The organism is Paraburkholderia rhynchosiae (assembly GCF_002879865.1).
Lineage (GTDB): Bacteria > Pseudomonadota > Gammaproteobacteria > Burkholderiales > Burkholderiaceae > Paraburkholderia > Paraburkholderia rhynchosiae.
Genome location: NZ_PNXY01000030.1, coordinates 1 through 21,268 on the forward strand (window position 1 = coordinate 1; position 21,268 = coordinate 21,268).

At 61.0% G+C, this 21,268-nt stretch carries 22 protein-coding genes; 13 read left to right on the forward strand and 9 right to left on the reverse strand.

Annotated elements, in window-relative coordinates; translation table 11 throughout:
- Positions 1-816: 816 nt before the first annotated feature.
- Positions 817-1,008, forward strand: coding sequence for a hypothetical protein (locus C0Z16_RS39020; RefSeq protein ID WP_244201400.1), 192 nt, complete (start codon positions 817-819; stop codon positions 1,006-1,008).
- 44 nt (positions 1,009-1,052) lie between these two features.
- On the opposite strand, the gene C0Z16_RS29475 is transcribed toward C0Z16_RS39020, so the two are convergent.
- Both C0Z16_RS29475 and C0Z16_RS29480 read right to left on the reverse strand, forming a co-directional pair.
- On the reverse strand, positions 1,053-1,973 hold the full coding sequence (locus C0Z16_RS29475) for a dTDP-4-dehydrorhamnose reductase family protein (protein ID WP_102635580.1): 921 nt from the start codon (positions 1,971-1,973) through the stop codon (positions 1,053-1,055).
- 13 nt (positions 1,974-1,986) lie between these two features.
- A complete protein-coding gene (locus tag C0Z16_RS29480) occupies positions 1,987-2,229 on the reverse strand; it encodes a heavy-metal-associated domain-containing protein (protein WP_102635581.1) in 243 nt (80 codons plus the stop codon).
- 119 nt (positions 2,230-2,348) lie between these two features.
- Between C0Z16_RS29480 and cueR the strand changes: the two genes are divergently transcribed.
- From cueR to C0Z16_RS29500, 4 genes are all read left to right on the forward strand, one after another.
- A complete protein-coding gene (gene cueR, locus C0Z16_RS29485) occupies positions 2,349-2,771 on the forward strand; it encodes a Cu(I)-responsive transcriptional regulator (protein ID WP_102635582.1) in 423 nt (140 codons plus the stop codon).
- Positions 2,772-3,071: 300 nt separating this feature from the next.
- The gene (locus tag C0Z16_RS29490; protein WP_102635583.1) at positions 3,072-3,218 is read left to right on the forward strand and encodes a DUF3563 family protein; all 147 of its coding nucleotides are present in this window, start codon (positions 3,072-3,074) and stop codon (positions 3,216-3,218) included.
- A gap of 224 nt (positions 3,219-3,442) precedes the next feature.
- Positions 3,443-3,784, forward strand: a complete 342-nt coding sequence (locus C0Z16_RS29495; protein WP_102635584.1) for a hypothetical protein — start codon at positions 3,443-3,445, stop codon at positions 3,782-3,784.
- A 218-nt stretch (positions 3,785-4,002) separates the two neighbouring features.
- On the forward strand, positions 4,003-5,040 hold the full coding sequence (locus C0Z16_RS29500) for an ABC transporter substrate-binding protein (RefSeq protein ID WP_102635585.1): 1,038 nt from the start codon (positions 4,003-4,005) through the stop codon (positions 5,038-5,040).
- Positions 5,041-5,091: 51 nt separating this feature from the next.
- Here the strand turns inward: C0Z16_RS29500 and C0Z16_RS29505 are convergent, their stop codons facing one another.
- Together C0Z16_RS29505 and C0Z16_RS29515 are read right to left on the reverse strand one after the other, a co-directional pair.
- Positions 5,092-5,937, reverse strand: a complete 846-nt coding sequence (locus tag C0Z16_RS29505; protein ID WP_102635586.1) for a 23S rRNA (adenine(2030)-N(6))-methyltransferase RlmJ — start codon at positions 5,935-5,937, stop codon at positions 5,092-5,094.
- A gap of 239 nt (positions 5,938-6,176) precedes the next feature.
- Entirely contained in the window at positions 6,177-7,148 is a 972-nt protein-coding gene (locus tag C0Z16_RS29515) for a potassium channel beta subunit family protein (RefSeq protein ID WP_102635588.1), read from the reverse strand.
- Positions 7,149-7,392: 244 nt separating this feature from the next.
- Between C0Z16_RS29515 and C0Z16_RS29520 the strand changes: the two genes are divergently transcribed.
- Together C0Z16_RS29520 and C0Z16_RS29525 are read left to right on the forward strand one after the other, a co-directional pair.
- On the forward strand, positions 7,393-8,190 hold the full coding sequence (locus C0Z16_RS29520) for a 3-hydroxybutyrate dehydrogenase (protein WP_102635589.1): 798 nt from the start codon (positions 7,393-7,395) through the stop codon (positions 8,188-8,190).
- A 10-nt stretch (positions 8,191-8,200) separates the two neighbouring features.
- Positions 8,201-9,439, forward strand: coding sequence for a DUF3734 domain-containing protein (locus C0Z16_RS29525; protein WP_102635590.1), 1,239 nt, complete (start codon positions 8,201-8,203; stop codon positions 9,437-9,439).
- Positions 9,440-9,601: 162 nt separating this feature from the next.
- On the opposite strand, the gene C0Z16_RS29530 is transcribed toward C0Z16_RS29525, so the two are convergent.
- A complete protein-coding gene (locus C0Z16_RS29530) occupies positions 9,602-10,801 on the reverse strand; it encodes an amino acid aminotransferase (RefSeq protein WP_102635591.1) in 1,200 nt (399 codons plus the stop codon).
- Between the two features lie 325 nt (positions 10,802-11,126).
- On the opposite strand from C0Z16_RS29530, the gene uvrB reads away from it, so the two are divergent.
- The 5 genes from uvrB (at position 11,127) to C0Z16_RS29555 (ending at position 16,915) form a co-directional block, all read left to right on the forward strand.
- Positions 11,127-13,235: an excinuclease ABC subunit UvrB gene (uvrB, locus tag C0Z16_RS29535; RefSeq protein WP_102635592.1), complete on the forward strand. Its 2,109-nt coding sequence runs from the start codon at positions 11,127-11,129 to the stop codon at positions 13,233-13,235.
- A 353-nt stretch (positions 13,236-13,588) separates the two neighbouring features.
- A complete protein-coding gene (locus C0Z16_RS29540) occupies positions 13,589-14,137 on the forward strand; it encodes an iron transporter (protein ID WP_102635593.1) in 549 nt (182 codons plus the stop codon).
- Between the two features lie 116 nt (positions 14,138-14,253).
- Positions 14,254-14,586 carry a cupredoxin domain-containing protein gene (locus tag C0Z16_RS29545; protein ID WP_102635594.1) on the forward strand — a complete coding sequence of 111 codons (333 nt, stop codon included), beginning with the start codon at positions 14,254-14,256 and terminating at the stop codon, positions 14,584-14,586.
- A gap of 80 nt (positions 14,587-14,666) precedes the next feature.
- Positions 14,667-15,512, forward strand: coding sequence for an FTR1 family iron permease (locus C0Z16_RS29550; protein WP_102635595.1), 846 nt, complete (start codon positions 14,667-14,669; stop codon positions 15,510-15,512).
- The gene (locus C0Z16_RS29555; protein ID WP_102635596.1) at positions 15,509-16,915 is read left to right on the forward strand and encodes a 4Fe-4S binding protein; all 1,407 of its coding nucleotides are present in this window, start codon (positions 15,509-15,511) and stop codon (positions 16,913-16,915) included. Before C0Z16_RS29550 ends, C0Z16_RS29555 begins: the two co-directional genes overlap by 4 nt.
- Positions 16,916-17,206: 291 nt before the next feature.
- On the opposite strand, the gene C0Z16_RS29560 is transcribed toward C0Z16_RS29555, so the two are convergent.
- From C0Z16_RS29560 to C0Z16_RS29575, 4 genes are all read right to left on the reverse strand, one after another.
- Entirely contained in the window at positions 17,207-17,479 is a 273-nt protein-coding gene (locus tag C0Z16_RS29560; RefSeq protein WP_102635597.1) for a hemin uptake protein HemP, read from the reverse strand.
- A 242-nt stretch (positions 17,480-17,721) separates the two neighbouring features.
- Positions 17,722-18,204 (reverse strand): SRPBCC family protein, encoded by a 483-nt coding sequence (locus C0Z16_RS29565; RefSeq protein WP_102635598.1) that lies wholly within the window; start codon positions 18,202-18,204, stop codon positions 17,722-17,724.
- Between the two features lie 76 nt (positions 18,205-18,280).
- Positions 18,281-18,679: an OsmC family protein gene (locus C0Z16_RS29570; protein WP_102635599.1), complete on the reverse strand. Its 399-nt coding sequence runs from the start codon at positions 18,677-18,679 to the stop codon at positions 18,281-18,283.
- A gap of 212 nt (positions 18,680-18,891) precedes the next feature.
- Positions 18,892-19,770: a pirin family protein gene (locus C0Z16_RS29575; RefSeq protein WP_102635600.1), complete on the reverse strand. Its 879-nt coding sequence runs from the start codon at positions 19,768-19,770 to the stop codon at positions 18,892-18,894.
- 122 nt (positions 19,771-19,892) lie between these two features.
- Between C0Z16_RS29575 and C0Z16_RS29580 the strand changes: the two genes are divergently transcribed.
- Positions 19,893-20,876, forward strand: coding sequence for a LysR family transcriptional regulator (locus tag C0Z16_RS29580; protein ID WP_102635601.1), 984 nt, complete (start codon positions 19,893-19,895; stop codon positions 20,874-20,876).
- Positions 20,877-21,268: the final 392 nt, after the last annotated feature.

Below are 21,268 nucleotides of genomic sequence, written 5' to 3' on the forward strand. Positions count from 1 at the left end.
AACAGGACCGTGAAACGACTCTACGCCGATGATAGTGCGGATTACCCGTGTGAAAGTAGGTCATCGTCAGGCTCCCCTGCAGCACCAGAAACCCCACCCCGAAAAAGGTGGGGTTTCTGCGTTTACGGCGCGATAACACGCCACACACCGCGGCAGGAACATATCCCATCGCTCGTCAGTCCTTGCCGGTCCGCGTTCATGCGGCCCCAGCGCACTGTTTCACCAAACATTGGCGTAGAACGGCTTTCCACAAAGCCATCTTCTTGCCAGTATCTGTTTCATAGCGCTACGGACGGCAAACCAGCGTTCAATGGCAAGAAAAAAACCTGATCCAATCGTCTTCTCGGCACCTCAGCCGCCCCTCGTCCCGTCTTAACACCAACTCCAAAATACTGTATAAATATACAGTTCCGGCTCGTCGTCATTATTTGGCCCGAGGTCGGGCAGGGCGGAGCATTCTCTTCGAACGAGCGTGTCTATGGCAGCAGCGATTCAGCTTGCGACAACTCCGTTGACGCCACAATTGCGACGTCAAATATGGCAAGGCAATGAGCTTGCCGAGGCGGACTTGCGTGTGGCGCCGAGCGGCTCTACCGAGCGGGATCGGGCGTTATCGTGACGGGGTCGCCGGCCGGTAGCGTGACGGAGTTGCTGGTCGAACATTGTGGCGTTGGTGAAATGCGTTTGCTGGCCAACGCGCTTCGGCATCTTGCGAGGCAAGCCGGACGGCATGTCATGCTTGTGGCGGCGCCTCCTTACCAGCCATGCACCGCGGCATTGAAGGCTTGGGGTGTCGATGTCGAGTGAGTCCTATGAGTGCGTTCGAACGAAGACAACGCGCTGGGTGTGGCCGCTCAAGCATTGAAGCAGGATGGCATCGGCGCGAATCAGGCTGGCAAGGCAAGACGGAAGCACAAAGGCGAGGTGGTTCATCTAGTCGCCCATCATCCGGAAGATCTAAGTGAGTGGCTCGGGGATCTGGCTACCGCGAGCCGCGATTTTCATTGACGCCGATTTCCCTCCGTTCAGCCCGGCTATCTGCCATTCGCTTGTCAGGCCGCCGTATCGCCGCGCCACGGAAAGGCGGCCAATACCTGAGGTATCGCCGTCTCGAACGGCGTGCGGCGGCCGATACCAAGCTGTTCGAGTCGGTCCGACGCGAGATGGCAATTATGCGGGCGAGGCGTCGTATCGGTCGGCGTGTGCTGCGGCGTCAATCGCGCGTCGAGTTGCAGCGCATGCGCCAGACGCAGGGCGATCTCGTACTTCGTCATCGGTTCGTCACCCGACCATTGCACGATGCCGCGGATCGCGTTGCCCTCGGCATGACGCTCCAGCATCTGCCGGATCACGTATGCGACGTCCGGCGTGAAGGTCGGATAACGGATCGCCCAGGCGTCCATGGCAGCCGCCTCGCCCTGCGCCGAAGCCGCTGCGGCAATCGCCGGTACGAGACTCGTCACGGCGGATTCCGCCCAACTGACGATAGGCCCATATAGCAGCGGCAAACGCAGCACGCAGCCCAGGTCGGTCGTCTCCGTCAGCGCGTGCTCGCCCTCCAGCTTGCTGCGCCCGTACGCATTGAGCGGCGCGGGCGCGGAATCGTGCCGATAGGGCGGGTGTGTGCCGTCGAAAACGTAATCTGTGGAGATCGACAGCGTCCATGCGCCGCTCCGGTGCGCGGCAGCGGCGATTGCGCGCACGGCATCGACGTTCAGTGCGCGGGCAAGTTCGGGATGACGCTCGCACACGTCCGGGCGGCGCTCGGCGGCCGCAATCACGAGCGCGTCCGGCGCTTCGCGTTCGACAAACTGCCCGATTGCCCGCGTGTCGCGGACATCGAGCGCGACGGTGTTCGGACCGGGCCGGCTGAACGCGGTGGCCACGACGTCCCAGGTCTGCTGCCTGACCAGCTCATCGACGACAGCGCGGCCAAGCAGGCCCGAAGCCCCGATAACGGCGACTTTGAACATGATTGCGTCCGCCCTAATGTGCCGCGCCGCCGCTCGGGCCGCTCGCCGCGTCGGACGAGATGTCTTTGACGGTATAGCCGGCCTCGTCGATGGCGGCCTTCAATGTCTCCGCAGACTGGGTGGATTCAACCGCCACGCGGCCCGACGCGAGATCCACCTGCACTTGCGCGCCTTCGTCGTGTTCACGGATAGCGTTCGTGACTGCCGCCACGCAATGCTGGCAGCTCATGCCTTCGACCTGGAACTCAGTTTTCATCGAGATTGCCTCAGCAAACTATTGCGATAGTTGAATTATGCCTGCGGGACCCGATTTAAGTCGCTGACCTTCCCATGATGGGAAGGTGTACGATCGACGCAAACAGTGGGGAAACAGTGATGAACATCGGTGAAGCGGCCCGCGCGTCGGGCGTCACGGCGAAAATGATTCGCTACTACGAAAGCGTCGGCTTGCTCGCGGCAAAGGCTCGGACTAGCGCCGGCTATCGGGTCTATGGTCCGCAAGAGGTACATTCGCTGCGTTTCATTCGCCAGGCGCGGCGGCTCGGCTTTCTGGTCGAAGACATTCGACGGCTGCTGGCGCTGTGGCACGACCGCTCGCGCGCCAGTGCGGAAGTGAAGGCCATCGCGCTAGACCATGTGGCCGACCTTGATCGACGCATTGCTGAGCTCACCGATATGCGCGACACCTTGGCGCACCTCGCCAATCATTGTCACGGCGACGACCGCCCGGATTGCCCGATCATCGAGCGACTCGCCGACCACGAGGCGGTCCGCGGGACAGATTGCACGGCAGCGTGAGCGGCTACGGAGCGGCAGGGTGGAACCACGAGAGTTAAAACATCGCCACCGGTGGAAAATGCATCGTTATGGTGCAATATGCGCAAATTAGCTCGCCCTTTCAAAAACCTCGCAGCGGCGTTAATGAAATCAAGGACTTCTTTGCACCGTCGCCGTGCACCATTCCAAATCGGAATGCACTCCATGCGAGCATTTCACTGGCGCGGTTGCACCACGGGCCTATAATCAGGGTTAACCCTTTAACGGGAAATCCCTGATGCCCAATCCGCCGGGGATTCAATCTGATCCTTGGAGAACATCATGTTTGCATACGTCCTTGAAAAGCTGAGTACCTGGTTTGAAACTGCCGAACGCGATCGTCGCGAAGCGTACCTGGCTTCGTCGTCGGACATCGTCCAACTCGAGCAGCGCATCCGTTCGCTGGAAACCAATGGCTATTCGCTGTAAGTAGCATCCGGCGGCGCATGTTTCGCTGCCAGCGCAGTTCAGTTAAGTCAAGTGTTGAGCCCCGTCTGCGCGGGGCTTTGTCACATCTGGGCGCCACAATTGCTTCGGAAGGGCCGCCGAAAAAGTCAACGTGGCGAAAATCGCCTAGCCTCCGGCCCCGCGTCGCGGTAAGGTAAGACGTTTTCCGCGCAACCCCGGCATTCCTGAGTCAAACCGGTCCGCCCATGTCTCCCATCCGCTCGCTCAAAACCGCTGTGACCGCCATAGCAATCTCGCTGACCGTGGCGTGTTGCGCCGTGTCGAGCGTATTAGCGGCGTCGAGCAATAGCCGCAAACCGGTGATCCTCGACTCTCAGAGCGGTATCAGCGACGGCCAGAGCGGGACTGTCCTGCAGACAGCGCCGCTGTCGCGGCAGCCCATCGTCGAAGCACAGCCGATCGCGACGCCTACCGAACTGGCGCCGAATTCATCGGTGCCGATCGTCGTTGCGCCTTATATTCAGTTGCCTATCGGTGCGGGCGCGACGCCGCAACCGCAGCCTCGTCCAGCGCCGCATCCGCAGTAGGCGCAATCGCGCAAATCCCGTCTGTAGCTGTTGCTCACGTGCGCGTCGACGCGCCGAGCTGGCGAACGTGCGGCTCGCGTGCGCCATTCGGGTTTGGGCGCATGGCGCGGCTCCACTTGGACGACGACAATCTTCAAGCGGTCTCTCGCCCAAAGCGCAGGCTTCAGCTAGCCGGCTCAGCCACCGCATCGAACGAAAACAGAAAAAGGAGACGTCAAATGCCCAATCACTGGATGCGACGTGCCGTCGGCGTCTGTGCCGCCTTGTTTGCCGTCGTCGCGCTGCACGGCCAGGCGCTTGCGAAAGACACACCCGAAAAGCCAACGCTGACCATGGCCGTCGGCGGCCTGCCAGGTCTTTATTATTTGCCCGTACTGACCGCGCAGCAGTTGGGCTACTTCAAGGACGAGGGCCTCGACGTCACGCTCGAAGATTTCGCGGGCGGTTCTAAAGCACTGGAGGCGGTGGTAGGCGGCAGCGCGGATGTCGGTGCCGGTGCATTCGAGCACACGCTTTTCATGCAGGCCAAGGGACAGCGGTACCGGGCATTTGTGCTGATGGGCCGCGCGCCGCAGATCGTAGTCGCGGTATTGACGAAGGCTGACAAGATAAAAACGCTCGCAGACTTCAAGGGCGCGAAGGTCGGTGTGAGCGCGCCGGGATCGTCGACGGATCTCGTGCTTACCGTGGCGTTGCGCAAGGCAGGTGTCCAGAGAAGCGACATTTCCGCAATCGGCGTAGGCAGCGGCGCAACGGTGCTCGCAGCGGTGAGCAACGGTCAGATCGACGCGCTTTCCAACGTCGACCCGATGATAACGAAGCTCACGCGCAGCGGCGCGATCAAGGTGCTCGTGGATACTCGCACCGTAAAGGGCACGCAGGAAGTGTTCGGCGGGACGATGCCCGCAGCCACACTTTACGCGCCGGAGAGTTTCATCCAGAAGTATCCGAAGACGACGCAGGCGCTCGCCAATGCCATTGTGCGCGCGGATCATTGGCTACAGACCGCGAGCGATGCCGATCTGCTGAAGATGGTGCCGCCGGCCTATCTGCTCAACGACTCCGCGCTCTATGTCGAGGCTTTCCACAACGTACGCGACGCCTATTCGCCGGATGGCCTGATGCCCGCCGACGGTCCAGCGACCTCGTTGCGCGCGCTCGCGTCGTTCGATAACCGGCTCGACCCAAAAAAGATCGATCTGAACGCGACTTATACCAACGACTTTGCTCGCAAGGCCGCCGCACAACTCAAGTAAGCGACCTGGCTGGAGGCGCATCGTCCGCTTGCTTGCGCCTCCGGCTGAGACTCAATCGCCGCGGTATTCCACCTTGAACTGCGCGGCCTTGTCTTCGCCGAGGGCTTTCACCAGCCACGGCATCTCATCCTTCAGCATTTTCGGCAGCGTGTACGGCGGATTCAGGATGAACATGCCGCTGCCGAAAAGCCCAAAGCCGTCCTCCGGCGGATTGCTCACGGTCAGACTCACGTGCAACCAGTTGCGGTCCTGCAGCTTTTTCAACTGATCGGGAAAGCGCTGGGATTCAGGCCGCCTCACCTGCGGATACCAGACCGCGTACGTGCCGGTCGGAAATCGCTTCAGGCTTTCTTCGACGCAGCGTAGCGTGCGCGTGTAGTCGCGCTTGTCCTCATATGACGGGTCGAGCAGCACCAGCGCGCGGCGCGGCGGCGGCGGGAGCAAAGCCAGAATGCCGTCGAAGCCGTCGCCCGCATAGAGCATCGCGCGACGGCCGGCGTCGCGGAAATTGTGACGCAGTACGTCGATTTCAGTGGTGTGCAACTCGAACAGACGCATGCGGTCCTGCTCGCGCATCTGCCGCCAGGCGATATACGGCGAACCGGGATAGAAGCGCAAGTGGCCGTCGGAATTGAGTGCAGCGACTTCATCGACATAGTCGGCGAACATGGGCGGCAGATCGTTGCGTTCCCACAGCTTGGCGATGCCCGTCTGGAATTCGCCGGTCTTGACCGCGTAGCCTTCCTTCAGCGAATAGACGCCTGCGCCCGCGTGCGTGTCGATGTACCAGTAGGCTTTGTCCTTCTGGCCGAGATAGCGCAATAGCTGCAACATGACGGCGTGTTTCAGAACGTCGGCGTGATTGCCTGCATGAAAGGCGTGGCGATAGCTGAGCATGATGAGGAGACGCTGAAAGAGGGCGCGCCGCTCCAGATGGATTCGGCGATGCGGATGCAATGCGGCGGCACAGCGGCAAGGAACGCCGGAGTGCAGCGCGGTCGCGTATTGTACGCGACGCCGCGCGCTGCGCAGCGCAGTGCGTTGACGCGGCGCTTCTTGCGCGTTACCTGAGCGCAATGCTCACTGCGCGGCCACGATTCTGCCGCGGCCATAGCCAGAAGTCGGATACAGCGGCGTTAGTCGTACACATCGCCGAAAATCCCTTCGATCCGCTCCTTGATCTCCGGCGTGATCCGCTCGGCGACCTCGGCTGATTTCATGTTCTCGGCAATCTGCTCGACGCGCGATGCGCCTGTAATCACCGTGCTGACATGCGGATTTTTCAGAACCCACGCAATGGCGAGCTGACCGACGGTGCAGCCCAATTCGTCGGCCACTTCGGCGAGATTGCCGACCACATTGTTTTTGCCCGCGTCGGTAAGCTGTTTGCGCAGCCAGTCGTAACCTTGCAACTGCGCGCGGCTTTCCGCCGGCACGCCGTTGCGGTATTTACCGGTCAGCAGGCCCGACGCAAGCGGGCTCCACGTGGTCAGCCCCAGACCGATATCCTCGTAGAGACGCTTGTATTCCTGCTCCACGCGTTTGCGGTGAAACAGGTTGTACTGCGGCTGTTCCATGACCGGCTTGTGCAGATGGTGCCGCTCCGCAATGTCATAAGCGGCGCGGATTTCGTCGGCGCTCCACTCGGACGTGCCCCAGTACAGCGCCTTGCCGCGCGTGATCATGTCGCTCATTGCCCATACAGTTTCCTCGACCGGCGTGTTCGGATCCGGACGATGACAGAACACCAGATCGACATAGTCGAGCTGCAGACGTTTGAGCGATGAATCGATTGCGTTCAGCAGATATTTGCGGTTCAGCGTGTGGTACTGATTGGGCGCTTCCTCGAGTCCCCAGAAGAACTTGGTCGACACGACATAGCTCACGCGTGGCCACGCCAGTTCTTTGAGTGCCCCGCCCATGATCTCTTCGGACTTGCCGCCGGCGTACACCTCGGCATTGTCGAAAAAGTTGACGCCCGCGTCGCGAGCGGCCGCGAGCGACTCGCGCGCCGCGCGATGGTCGACCTGATTGCCGTACGTGACCCATGAGCCGATGGACAATTCGCTGACTTGCAGGCCTGAGCGGCCCAGACGCCGATAATTCATGCAATTCTCCTCGATAGTGATGCGACTTGAATGCTGCCGAAACGCCTAGTTTAAATAGATAAGCCCGGATGTGCGTTTTACCGATCGAGTCCACACGGTTCATGCACAATAGCAGGATTGGCCGCAGTGCAGCATTCAGCCGGACGGTATAGGAGAACGCCTATGCGGGCCTATGCCATTCGGCTGACTTCACACTGCGCGCGGCTCGTGGTCTCATTGCTCATCAACTGCATGGAGGTTCTGGATGTCGTCACTGAACACAAATCTGAATGGCAAGGTCGCGGTGGTTACGGGCGCGGCGAGCGGCATCGGCAAGCAGATTGCGTTGACTCTTTCGGCTGCGGGCGCGGCTGTCGCAATCGCCGATCTGAACCAGGACGGGGCGAACGCCGTCGCTGAAGAAATCACGAAGGGCGGCGGTAAGGCGATCGGCATTGCAATGGACGTCACAAACGAAGACGCGGTCAACCAGGGCATCGACAAAGTCGCCGCGGAATTCGGCTCGGTCGATATTCTCATTTCAAACGCCGGCATTCAGATCGTGAATCCAATTGAAAACTACTCGTTTTCGGACTGGAAAAAGATGCAGGCGATTCACGTGGACGGTGCGTTCCTGACCACCAAGGCGGCGCTCAAGCATATGTACAAGGACGATCGCGGCGGCATTGTGATTTACATGGGCTCCGTTCATTCGCATGAGGCGTCGCCGCTCAAGTCCGCATACGTGACGGCCAAGCATGCGCTGCTCGGGCTCGCGCGCGTGCTTGCGAAGGAAGGCGCGAAGCATAACGTGCGCTCGCATGTCGTGTGTCCCGGCTTCGTGCGTACGCCGCTCGTCGACAAGCAGATTCCGGAGCAAGCGAAGGAACTCAACATCAGCGAAGAAGAAGTGGTCAAGCGCGTGATGCTGGGCGGTACCGTCGACGGCATTTTCACCACCGTGGAAGACGTCGCGCAAACGGTCCTGTTCCTCTCGACTTTCCCCACGGCGGCGCTGACAGGCCAGTCCTTTATTGTGAGCCACGGCTGGTACATGCAATAAGGAGGCGCGCATGGCGCAACGCAATCTCAAGCGGGCGCGCATCGGCGCGCCCGGCAATGGGGAAGGCGCAGGCGCCGGCACGGCGTCCGCAACGGCTCCAGGCGGGCACACCCAATTGCCGGACTACGAAACCATCGCGCTGACGCTGCAGGGCGGCGGCGCACTGGGCGCTTACCAGGCCGGTGTTTTTCAAGGGCTTCATGAAGCCGGTATCGAGCCGAACTGGTTGGCCGGCATTTCTATCGGCGCTTTGAACACGGCGATCATCGCAGGCAATCCGCCGGAAAAGCGCGTCGAACGGTTGCTGCAGTTCTGGGAGACGATCTGCCAACCGGCATTCGGTTTCCCGTTACCGGCGTTTATCGAGCACGCGCTGTTCAATTCGAGCGACGCCGTGCGCAAGGCGTTCACGGCAACCCAAGCCGTCGGCGCGCTCGTCGAAGGGCAAAAAGGCTTCTTTGTCCCGCGCTTCCCGCCGCCGTTGCCGACTGTGTCTGGGCCGCCGCAAGCGGCCAGCTACTACGATACCGCGCCGCTCAAAGCCACGTTGGAAGCGCTGTGCGACTTCGACCGAATCAACTCGCGCGAAATGCGTGTGTCCGTGGGCGCTGTCAATTGCGGCACAGGAAATTTTGCGTACTTCGACAATACCCGCACGACGCTGAAGGCTGAACACTTCATGGCGTCGGGTGCGCTGCCGCCGGGCTTCGCGGCGGTCGAGATCGACGGTCAGTACTATTGGGATGGCGGTTTGATGTCCAACACGCCGCTATACGAAGTGATGCAGACCACGCCGCGTCGAGACACGCTGGCGTTCCAGGTCGATTTGTGGAGCGCGATCGGGCCGGTGCCAGACAGCATCACCGACGTGCAGGGGCGCATGAAAGACATTCAGTATTCGAGCCGCACTCGTCTTGTGACCGACATGCTGCAACGCTCACAGCGATTCCGGCATGTGCTGCGCGAGGTGCTGGACCGGGTGTCGCCGGACCAGCGCGACGATCCATGGTGCAAGCTCGCGGACGACCTATCGTGCTCCAAGCGCTACAACGTGATCCATCTCATCTATCGGCACAAAGAGTACGAAGGGCATTACAAGGACTTCCAGTTCGGCCTGTCCACCATGCGCGAACACTGGAAAAGCGGTCTCGAAGACATTCGCCATTCGCTGTCGCAGCCCGACTGGCTCGCTATGCCGGATAACGACGCGGGCTTCGTCACGCACGACATTCATCGCGATTCGCGCTGAAAGCCAATCGCGCAAAGCCAGCTCGAAAAACAAAAACGGCGCCCTCGGAGGGGCGCCGTTTCACGAGCAATTGAAGCAGCAGCAATCAGCACTGCAACTCAGAATCAGCACTGCAACTCAGCTTCAACAAAAAGCGCACGTCACCGCACGCTTGAAAACGCTTTACTTCAAAACGCGGGCCACCGCGTCGGCCACCGCGTCGAGGTTGCGCGTGTTCAACGCAGCCACGCAGATGCGGCCCGTGCTGACGGCATAAATGCCGAACTCTTCGCGCAGACGGTCCACTTGTGGTGCCGTCAGACCCGAGTACGAGAACATGCCGCGCTGCGCATTCACGAAGCTGAAGTCGCGATCCACGCCGCTGGCCTTCAGGCGTTCGACGAGGCCAATGCGCATTGCGCGGATACGGTCGCGCATTTCCGCGAGTTCCGTTTCCCACGTGGCGCGCAGCTCCGGCGACGCCAGCACCGCGGCGACGACAGACCCGCCGTGCGTGGGCGGGTTCGAGTAGTTGGTACGGATCACGCGCTTGAGTTGCGACAGCACGCGCGTCGCTTCCTCCTTGCCGCCCGTGATAATCGACAGCGCGCCGATACGCTCGCCGTACAGCGAAAACGACTTCGAGAACGACGACGAAACGAACACGTTCATTTCCGATGCCGCGAAGAGGCGCACGGCAGCAGCATCTGCCTCGATGTTGTCGCCGAAACCCTGATAAGCGATGTCGAGAAACGGCACCAGTTCGCGCGCCTTGACGACTTCGACGATCTGCTTCCATTGATCGACGGTGAGGTCGACGCCGGTCGGGTTGTGGCAGCATGCGTGCAGCACGACAACCGTGCCTGCTGCATAGCTGTTCAGCGCGCCCAGCATGGCTTCGAAGTTAACGCCGTGGGTGTGCGCGTCGTAGTACGGGTACGACACGACTTCGAAGCCTGCCGCTTCGAACAGCGCGCGGTGGTTTTCCCAACTCGGATCGCTGATGGCGACCTTGGCGTTCGGGTTCAGGCGCTTCAGGAAGTCGGCGCCGATTTTCAGCGCGCCGGTGCCGCCCAATGCCTGCGCCGTCACGACTCGGCCCGCGGCGATCAGCGGCGAGTCGTTGCCGAGCAGCAGCTTCTGCACGGCTGCGTCGTATGCGGCGATCCCTTCGATCGGCAGATACCCGCGCGGCAGAGCGGCTTCGACGCGCGCCTTTTCGGCCTCGCGCACCGCGCGCAGCAGCGGAATCTTGCCTTCTTCGTTGAAATACACGCCAACACCGAGATTGACCTTGGTGGCGCGCGTATCGGCGTTGAAAGCTTCGTTCAGGCCCAGAATTGGGTCGCGGGGAGCAAGTTCGACGGCGGAGAACAGAGACATGATGGGTGGGCAGCAGTAGTGAAAAGAGGGCGGCTACGAGCATGCGCGGCCATGACGGCGAGGTCTGATGCAAAACGCAAACGCCGGGTGACGCAAAACACGGACAGCGGCAAACGAGCGCAACGTCGCATTGTAACGAATCCGCGAACGTTTTTCGGACGAGAAAGTCCATCGGCGGACTTATTTGCTTGAAAAACAGGCAGTGCGTCTCTAAGTGCCTGGAGCGAACCGTCTCCAACAGCACTGCAAGCCTACGCAGACCCGCTCAGTTCGTCTCTGCGCAACCCGTTAGAATAGTTCTTTGCCCAAGGCCGCTGCCGCCCCCATGTCCGAACAACATCTGACCGAAGCCGACAAGACCGAAGCTGACAATACGCTCGACGAATCCAGGTTCGTCAGGTTCGAGGGCTCGCCGTTCCAGCTCTACCAGCCCTATCTGCCCGCCGGCGATCAGCCGACGGCGATCGAGACGCTCGTCGAAGGCGTCGAGGACGGCCTCGCATTCCAGACGCTGCTCGGCGTGACCGGGTCGGGCAAGACCTTCACGATGGCCAACACGATCGCGCGGCTCGGCCGCCCGGCCATCGTGTTCGCGCCGAACAAGACGCTCGCGGCGCAGCTTTACTCGGAGTTCCGCGAATTCTTCCCGCGCAACGCGGTCGAGTACTTCGTTTCGTACTACGACTACTATCAGCCGGAAGCGTACGTGCCGCAGCGCGACCTGTTCATCGAGAAAGATTCGTCGATCAACGAGCATATCGAGCAGATGCGGCTGTCGGCCACCAAGAGCCTGATGGAACGGCGCGACGTGGTGATCGTGGCAACGGTGTCGGCCATTTACGGTATCGGCAATCCGTCCGAGTACCACAAGATGATCCTCACGCTGCGCACGGGCGACAAGCTCGGTCAGCGCGACATCATCGCGCGGCTGATCGCGATGCAGTACAACCGCAACGAAGCGGACTTCCAGCGCGGCTCGTTCCGGGTGCGTGGCGATACGATCGACATTTTCCCGGCCGAGCACGCGGAAATGGCGGTGCGCGTCGAATTGTTCGACGACGAAGTGGAAACGCTGCAACTGTTCGATCCGCTCACCGGCCGCGTGCGTCAGAAAATTCCACGTTTTACGGTCTATCCGTCGTCGCACTATGTAACGCCACGCGATACGGTCGTGCGCGCGGTCGAAACCATCAAGAACGAGTTGCGTGAGCGGCTGGAGTTCTTCTATAGCGGAGGCAAGCTGGTCGAAGCGCAACGGCTCGAACAGCGTACGCGTTTCGATCTGGAGATGTTGCAGGAGCTCGGCTTCTGCAAGGGTATCGAGAATTACTCGCGGCACTTCTCTGGCGCGGCGCCCGGCGAGCCGCCGCCCACGCTGGTCGATTATTTGCCGTCGGACGCAATCATGCTGCTCGACGAGTCGCATGTGCTGATCGGCCAGTTGAACGGCATGTACAACGGAGACCGGGCGCGCAAGGAAAATCTGGTCGACTACGGTTTCCGTTTGCCGTCCGCATTGGATAACCGGCCGCTGAAATTCAACGAGTTCGAGCGCAAGATGCGCCAGGTCGTGTTCGTGTCGGCCACGCCGGCCGATTACGAGAAGAAGACCGCGGGACAGGTGGCGGAGCAACTCGTGCGGCCGACCGGGCTCGTCGATCCCGAAATCGAAGTGCGTCCGGCCCGCAGCCAGGTCGACGACGTGCTCGCCGAAATCAACGAGCGCGTCAAGGCGGGCGACCGCGTGCTGGTCACCGTGCTGACCAAGCGCATGGCCGAGCAATTGACGGAGTTTCTCGCCGACCACGGCGTCAAGGTGCGCTATCTGCACAGCGACATCGATACGGTCGAGCGGGTCGAGATCATCCGCGACTTGCGGCTCGGCACTTTCGACGTGCTCGTTGGGATCAACCTGCTGCGCGAAGGTCTGGATATTCCGGAAGTGTCGTTGGTCGCCATTCTCGATGCGGACAAGGAAGGCTTTCTGCGCGCCGAGCGCTCGCTGATCCAGACCATCGGCCGGGCGGCGCGCAACGTCAACGGCAAGGCCATTCTGTATGCGGACAAGGTGACCGATTCAATGCGCCGCGCCATCGACGAAACCGAGCGGCGGCGCGCCAAGCAGATCGCGTTCAATCTCGAACATGGCATCACGCCGCGCGGCGTAGTGAAGCGCATCCGCGACATTATCGACGGCGTGTACAACGTCGACGACGCTCGCGCCGAGTTGAAGGAACAGCAGACGCGCGCAAAGTTCGAGGACATGTCCGAGAAGCAACTCGCCAAGGAACTCAAGCGCCTCGAAAAGCAGATGATGGAGCACGCGAAGAATCTCGAATTCGAGAAGGCCGCACAAACGCGCGACCAGCTCGCGTTGCTGCGACAGCGCGTGTTCGGGGCGAATGTCGGCGATCACGTGTCGGGCGTCGAGTAAAAATGGCAACAGCCGCGGCGGGATAAACCGCAAGCCACGCAGCGAAATGAGCATGCCATGAAGCACTGCGCGGCAATGTGCCGCGCCTTCAGTGCCTTTCCTGTTGCATGACAGACGCGAGCCCCACATCCGCTTCATCGCCTCACACCGACATCCTTAAGGCTCCCTTAAGACCCTGCTGCCATGAGGTTTTGCGTGCGGCCATATTTGTTCCGGCAAGCGATCGATGATAAACTCGACCAATATTGAGAATGGTTCGCATTAACGTTCGTATATGCGATCTGCTTCGGTTTGTCGCCCGACGCACTGTTCCAATGGCTTGAAGTCGAGTCTGATAAAAACAAGGAGTTTTAATGCGGATTTCTTTATTTGTGCGCGGCGGCGTAGCAGTGGCGGCTGCGGTGGCGGCTCTCTCGGCAACAGCGGCTGAATACCCGATCGGCAAGCAGCAGATTCAGGGCGGCATGGAAATCGGCGCGGTATATCTGCAGCCGATCACGATGGAACCAGAAGGAATGATGCGTAAGGCATCTGACTCGGACATCCATCTTGAAGCCGACATCCACGCAGTCAAGAACAATCCGACCGGTTTCGCCGAAGGCGACTGGATGCCGTATCTGCAAGTGCGTTACGAACTGACGAAAGCCGGTTCGAAAGACACGCAAAAGGGCGACATGATGGCAATGGTCGCCAACGACGGCCCGCACTACGGCGACAACGTCAAGCTGCAAGGCCCCGGCAAGTACCACCTGAAGATGATCGTCGAAGCGCCGATGCAAACCGGCCATATGGCGTTCGGCCGTCACGTCGACAAGGAAACCGGCGTGGGAGCGTGGTTCAAGCCGATTACGCTCGAATACGACTTCACGTTCGCCGGCATCGGCAAGAAGGGCGGTTACTGATTTCGCGACCGTCGCGGCTCGCCATGCGGCATCGGGCGAGCACGCGTGACCAGTGAGTAAATGCAGCAGGCGGCGCGCGGACCCCACGCCTCGCGCCGCGTTTTCCGGAAAGACCCATGAGAATCAACCGAAAGATCGCGGTCCTCGCCTCGTCGATGTTGCTGGCGGGCGCAGCGCATGCAGCCGATCTGCCCACCTTCAAGCTGGAAATGAACGACGGCAAGCTGAATCCGGCGCGCATCGAAGTGCCGGCCGGGCAGCGTATCAAGCTCGAAGTGCGCAACATCGGCAAGGGCGCGGCTGAGTTCGAGAGCGTCCAGTTGCGTAAGGAAAAAGTGTTGGCGCCGGGCGCAGAGTCGTTCGTCGTGATCGCTCCGCTCGAGCCGGGCGAGTACAAGTTCTTCGACGATTTCCACCAGCAGGCGCAGGGCGTGATCGTCGCGAAGTAGCAGTGGTTTTTCAGGCGAGCGCAAGGCTTCCGAGCGGCCTGCGTTGGCGACAGCCGTAGCGAAGCAGAAGGGAGAGCTTGATGGGTCAGATTTTATTCATCGTGTGGCGGGAAAGTGTCGAGGCGTTGCTGGTCGTCGGCATCCTGTACGCGTGGTTGAAAAATGGCGACGACGATGCGCGCCGCGGTATGCCGTACCTCTGGGGCGGCGTCGCCGCTGGGCTGATCGCGGCCGTGGCGCTCGGCGCGGCGCTGGTCGGCTTTACCGAAGTGCTCTCCGGCGACGCGCAGGACTATTTCCAGACCGCGATGGTGCTCGTCGCATGCGTGCTGATCGTGCAAATGGTGCTGTGGATGAAACAGCACGGCCGCTCGCTGAAACGCGATATGGAACAGTCGCTGCAGAAAAACCAGCGCGACTCGAACTGGTGGGGCGTCGCCCTGCTGGTGGCATTGGCGATCGCGCGTGAAGGCAGCGAGACGGTGATCTTTCTGTACGGCCTGGGCTTCGGCCAGTCAGGTCACGTGGACGGCAGCCAGATGCTCGCGGTCGCGATCGGCCTAGGCCTCGCGTTTCTCACGTTCTATGTGCTGCAACTGGGCGGCAAGTTTTTCTCGTGGCGGCTTTTCTTCCGCGCCACGGAAATCATGCTGCTGTTCCTCGGCGCGGGTCTGTTCCAGACGGGCGTCGACAAGCTGATCGACAAGGAATTTCTGCCGACCATCGTTGACCAGTTGTGGAACACGTCGGCGATTCTCGATGATTCGCACACCTTCGGCTCACTCGTCGCGACGCTCACTGGTTATCGCGCGCATCCGGCGCTGATGAATCTGGTTGCTTACGCGGTGTACTGGGCGATCGTCTATCTGCTACTGCGTCGTGCCAACCGGAAGCCGGCGCGGCAAGCCGCAGGGCGTGCAGCATGAGTACGGTGATGACCCGTCCGGGGCGTCTCGCCGCGGCCGGGCAGTGGATGCAGCGTCATGGTGCCGTGATCCGCCACATCCAGTGGGTCGTGGTGGCGGTGTACGCGTTGCTGATTATCGTGCCGGCGGTCATGCCGCTGCCCGACGACAGCGCACATCTGTGGAACAACCTGACGCTTGCCGCGCAGTTCGTGTTCTGGGGCATCTGGTGGCCGTTCGTCCTGCTGTCGATGGTGATGCTCGGGCGCGTCTGGTGCGGCGTGCTTTGTCCCGAAGGCGCGCTCGCGGAATTCGCCAGCAAACACGGCCGCGGCAAGGCGATTCCGCACTGGATGCGTTGGGGCGGCTGGCCATTCGTCGCGTTCGGCATCACGACTATCTACGGTCAGATGGTGAGCGTCTACCAGTATCCGAAAGCGGTGCTGCTGGTGCTCGGCGGCTCGACCTTGGCGGCCATTGTCATCGGCTTGCTTTACGGGCGAGAGAAGCGCGTCTGGTGCAAATATCTGTGTCCTGTAAACGGCGTTTTCTCGCTTCTGGCGCGCCTCGCGCCGTTCCACTACAAAGTCGATGAAGACGCGTGGCGCCGCTCGTACAAGAACGGCGAGCACGGGCATCGCGTGATTCCGATCAATTGCGCACCGCTCGTGCCGTTGCGCAATATGAAGGGTGCGTCCGACTGCCACATGTGCGGCCGTTGCAGCGGTCACCGTGACGCGATCGCGTTGACGTGGCGCGCGCCGTCGTCGGAAGTCGTGCAGCTCGGCGACAAGCAGGCGAACGTGTGGGACACCGCGCTGATTCTGTACGGCCTGCTCGGCATCGCGATTGGCGCATTCCACTGGACAGCGTCGCGCTGGTTCATCGACCTGAAGATGTTTTTCGCCACGTGGCTGGTCGACCACGACATCACCTGGCCGCTCGACACCAACGCGCCGTGGTTCCTGTTCACGCATTACCCGCAACAGAACGACGTGTTCTCATGGCTCGACGGCACGATGGTGATTGGCTACATCCTCGCGACGGCGCTCGTCTACGGCACGGCGCTGCTGGTGTTGATGATGGGCGCGACGCGTATGCTGGGGCGCTTCAGCACCGTGCGTCTGCATCATCTGACGCAAGGGCTGATTCCGATTGCCGGCGCGGGCGTGTTCCTTGGCTTGTCGGCGACCACGCTGTCGCTGTTGCGGGCCGAGCATGTGCCGTTGTGGTGGGCGTCGGATCTGCGTATCGCGATTCTGGCGATTGCCAATTTGTGGAGCGCTTGGCTTGCCTGGCTCGTCACGCGTCGCTACAGCGAGCGCTTCGTTCAGCGCGGTCTCACGATGATCTGGTTCGCGGCTGCGTTGGCCGTGGTCGATAGCGCGTGGTGGCTGATGTTCTGGGGCTGGGCGTCGAAGTGAGCGGGCTTTCAGGCAAGCCGCGCCGAGGTTGAAGCAAATTCAGTCAACGCAAAAACAGAAGCCGTGGAGATGACATCATTTCCACGGCTTTTTCATTGGCATGACGGCATACGGCGTTTCGTGTCCGCATGGGCGGGAACCAAAAAAGCGGCCTGGCTGGCTGCGACGGCTGGCTTGGTGTCTGCACGAAGGGGTCTAGTTCTCACGTGCAAGCCGTCGTGGCTGGCTAATGCCCAACACCTCTCCTGGGAGGTGGTCCCCACAATACCCGGTACTGAAATCTCGTTTGCGTTACTTTGTCAAAATCAGCTTGCGCAAACGCGTGGCACGCAATTGGTAAGTTTCGCCGTTGTGCACGATGCTGACGTGACTATGTCCTTGCAGCAAAGCGTCGCTGCGTACAACGCGTTCTGCCGTTTGGTTCGACGCGCTCGACTCGTCCGCGCGGTTGGCAGCTGGCTTGGCGACGGCCGTTGTGCTTGCCGCCGCCGGCTTCGGGCGGCTTGTCAACGCGGCGGCCGGACGGCGCAGGCTGAGCGTGGAAGGTCGGGTGGTGTCGGTCATTCGTTCTTTGCTGTTGCTTGATTCGATGGGTGAATTCTAAATGATAACCATTCCTATTTACAAGAAGTAGAAATTGATCGGATCACTGTTTCGATAGCGGCGGCTAAGAGGAGGGCGAAAAAGTGCCGAGGGGAAAGGGTGACGGCTGCGCTTTGCACGCAGCGTCCCGCACCGCCCGCACCGCCCACTTCGCCCACTCTGCATGCGCACCGTGGGGGCCCTGCGGGCGGCGAGTGCAGGTGTCAGTGCAATGAACCCGGTTCCTGCTTCGTTTGCACGAACTGGCGAATCAGCCGCACCGTGTCGATGTCGTTCTCGCGATACGCGGACTTCACGATCTCCTGCGTCTGCACGGCGTCCTGGTCGTCGGAGACCGGCAGCGTGGTCGCGTATTCGAAGCGCAGGAACAACTGCAGTTCGTCTGGCTGCTCGATGGTCATCGTCAGTGAGCCGCCCACGTGGTCCGCCGTCGGCAGGATGTCGTAGCGCACGCTTTCGCTTTCGTGCAGCGTGACGCGGTCGCGGACCGTCGCCTGACCGTAGTGGAGCTCCCGTTCGAGCGTGTTGCCTTCGCGCGAAAGAATCGTGCAACTGTCGAGTCCGATCACGAACAGTTGCGGCTGTTCGGCGCGCAACACGAGCCCTTCCCACAACTGCTCGCGGGTCATCGAGTCGACAAATGGATTCAACGGGTCGTTGATCTGGATAAGGTGTTCGAAATTCAAAACGACAGCATCCTATGAAAACATTGCAATACGCGCGGCCCGGCTAGCTTGGCACGCTCGTCGGTCATTCGCCACGTCACGCGACGGTCAGCCCCGAGCGGATCGTGATCGAGCGCGTGAGTATCTTGTGAACCGGACACGCATTGGCGATTTGCAAAAGCCGTTCCCGCTGTTCGTCGGACAGCTCGCCGTGCAGCGTGATTTTGCGGTCGATAGTCGAGCCTTCGTCGCCGATTTCGACGTTGAGCGTGACGTGGACTTCTTCAAGCGGCCAGTTTTTGCGCTGCGCGTACATCTTCAGCGTGACCGAGGTGCACGCGCCCAGGCTCGATAGCAGCAACGAAACGGGAGTCGGGCCGCGATCGCCGCCGCCGAGCGATTCCGGTTCGTCGGCGAGCCACGTGTGCTTGCCGTCGTCGAAATGGACCTGGTAATTCGGCGAACCGATATGGGCGGTGACGGTGGCTTCTGCCATGCGCGCTCCTGAGCAGGGACGGAGATCGCCGCGCGCAACGGCTCAATGACTCGGAGACGAGGGCGCAGCACGAATTGCTATTGTGAACGAAGTCAGCAGCATTTGCGCCGTGCGATGCACGCCGGATTTGCGTGTCGGCGGATGCGGCAAGTGGTGCAAACGGCGCGGCAAGTGATGCAAATAGCGCAACCCACACGCGCCGCCCGAGAGGTTCAGTGCGTGATCGTACCCATGCGCCCGGCCTGATAGTCGACAACCGCCTGGCGGATTTCGTCTTCCGTGTTCATCACGAACGGGCCGTAACGCACGACGGGTTCCTTCAACGGCACACCGCCCAACAGAAGCACCTCGAGCGGTTCCGCGCCGGCCGTGAGCGTGACCGAGTCACCGTCGTTGTTGAACACGACCATCTTGCGTGCGTCGATTTCCTGGCGTGCGTCGCCTTCGCCGTAAAAGCCTTTGCCGGACAGGCCATACGCGAAAACGCGATACTCCGCGGGCACGGACTGCCGGATCGTCGCGCCGGGCTGCAACGAAAAGTGCTGATACAGAATGGGCGTGCGCGTTTCGACGGCGGCCTTCACACCAAGTGCCTCGCCGGCGATCACCTTGACTCGCACCTTGCCGTCTGCGGATGTCGCCACCGGAATTTCCGACGACGGCATTTCCTGGTAGCGCGGCGCGATCATCTTGTCCTGGCGCGGCAGATTCACCCACAGTTGCAAGCCGTGCACGCGTCCGCCCGTGCGCACGAACGACGGGTCCGGCATTTCGCTGTGCACGACACCGGCTCCCGCGGTCATCCATTGCACGTCGCCGGCGTGCAGCGTGCCCGAGTGGCCTGCCGAATCCTCGTGACCGAACTGGCCCTCGAGCACATACGTGACGGTTTCGAAGCCGCGGTGCGGATGATCCGGCGCACCCTTGGCCTCGCCCGGCGCGTAGTCGATCGGTCCCATCTCGTCGAGCAACAGGAACGGATCGAAATCCATCAGCATCCGGGTAGGAAACGGGCGGTGGACGATAAAGCCGCCACCTTCGGTTGTGCGAACGGCGGGAAACGTGCGTTCGATGGTGCGTGTAGCGGTCATCAATGTCACCTCGGAAAATGGGGAATAGCGTTATTTTTGAAACATGGAGCTATTATAGGGACCGTTTTTACGGGTGCCAGCCGCCATCACGCAATGGATTGTTCTGTTAATGGAACGATGAAATGAAGATCGATTCGCACAATCTGAATGACCTGATGTATTTCTCGCAGGTCGTCGAACATGGCGGTTTCTCCGCCGCCGAACGCGTGCTGGGCATTTCCAAGTCGCGCTTGTCGCGCCGCCTGACCGAGCTGGAAGCGTCGCTTGGCGTGCGGTTATTGCAGCGCTCGACACGCAAACTCGCGCTCACCGAAGCCGGGCAATTGTTCTACCAGCATTGCCAGGCGATGCTCAGCGAGGCGCAGGCGGCCGTCAACGTCGTGCAGCAGTTGCGGTCGTCGCCACGCGGCACGGTGCGCGTGAGCGTGCCGGTCACGGTCTCGCAGACCATTCTGTCGACGATCCTGCCGGAATTCATGCACCGCTATCCGGAAGTGCGCGTCGTGATGCGCGTGACGAACCGTGTGGTCGATCTGTTCGAAGATTCGATCGACGTCGCATTGCGCGTGCGCTCCGACCCGCCGGAAAACGCCAACATTGTCGTGCGCCCGCTGTGGCGCACGCAGCAGATGCTGGTCGGCGCGCCCAGTCTATTGCAGCAAAACGCGCCGCCGTTGCAACCGAACGATCTGTCGCGCTTCGAAACGCTTGACGTCCCGACGAGCGATGGACGGCACGTGTACAACCTGATCGCGCCGGACGGCACGCGTCACGCGCATGAACATGAGCCGCGTCTCGTGACCGCCGATTTCCTGACGATTCGTGAAGCCGTGCTTTCCGGCGTGGGCATCGCCGCTTTGCCCGAGATGATGTACGGCGCCGCGTTGCGCGCGGGACAGTTGTCGCCGGTGATGCCTGGCTGGACTTTCCCGATGCCGCAGTTGTACGCCGTATTCGTGTCGCGGCAGGGGATGGTGCCGGCCGTGCGCGCTTTTGTCGATTATCTGGTCGAGATGCTTGATCCCGACGAAGGCAAACACGTCATGGGCGAGTGCCCCGTACGCGAGGAGCCGACCGCCACGCGAGCGGCGGCCATCGCGCTATAGCAGATCGCGCGCTCCGTGGCATCGCTTTTAGCATTGAAGCGCGGCTTGTCATGAGTACTTTCAATGGCCGTTTGCTTGAATGCGCGAGCTCATGGGGCTATATTGAAATCCCTTCGCTAAGGAGTCTCTTATGCGAAAACTCATGGCCGCTATCATAGCCGGCCTGATAGGGCTGACCGCGCTGTCCGTGTCGAGCACGGCTGTCGCATGCGGTGAATCGAACTATCAGTCTTCGACCGATGGCAAATGATCCCGCCGCCCGAAGGCGCCGAGCGCGCACAAAAAAAGGCCTTCATCAGACGATGAAGGCCTTTTACTTTTCTACCCTTGTTTCAAGGGCTTTTCTTCATTTTCAGCAGACATTGTCTGAGTGGTCGCGGGCCCGCGAACGA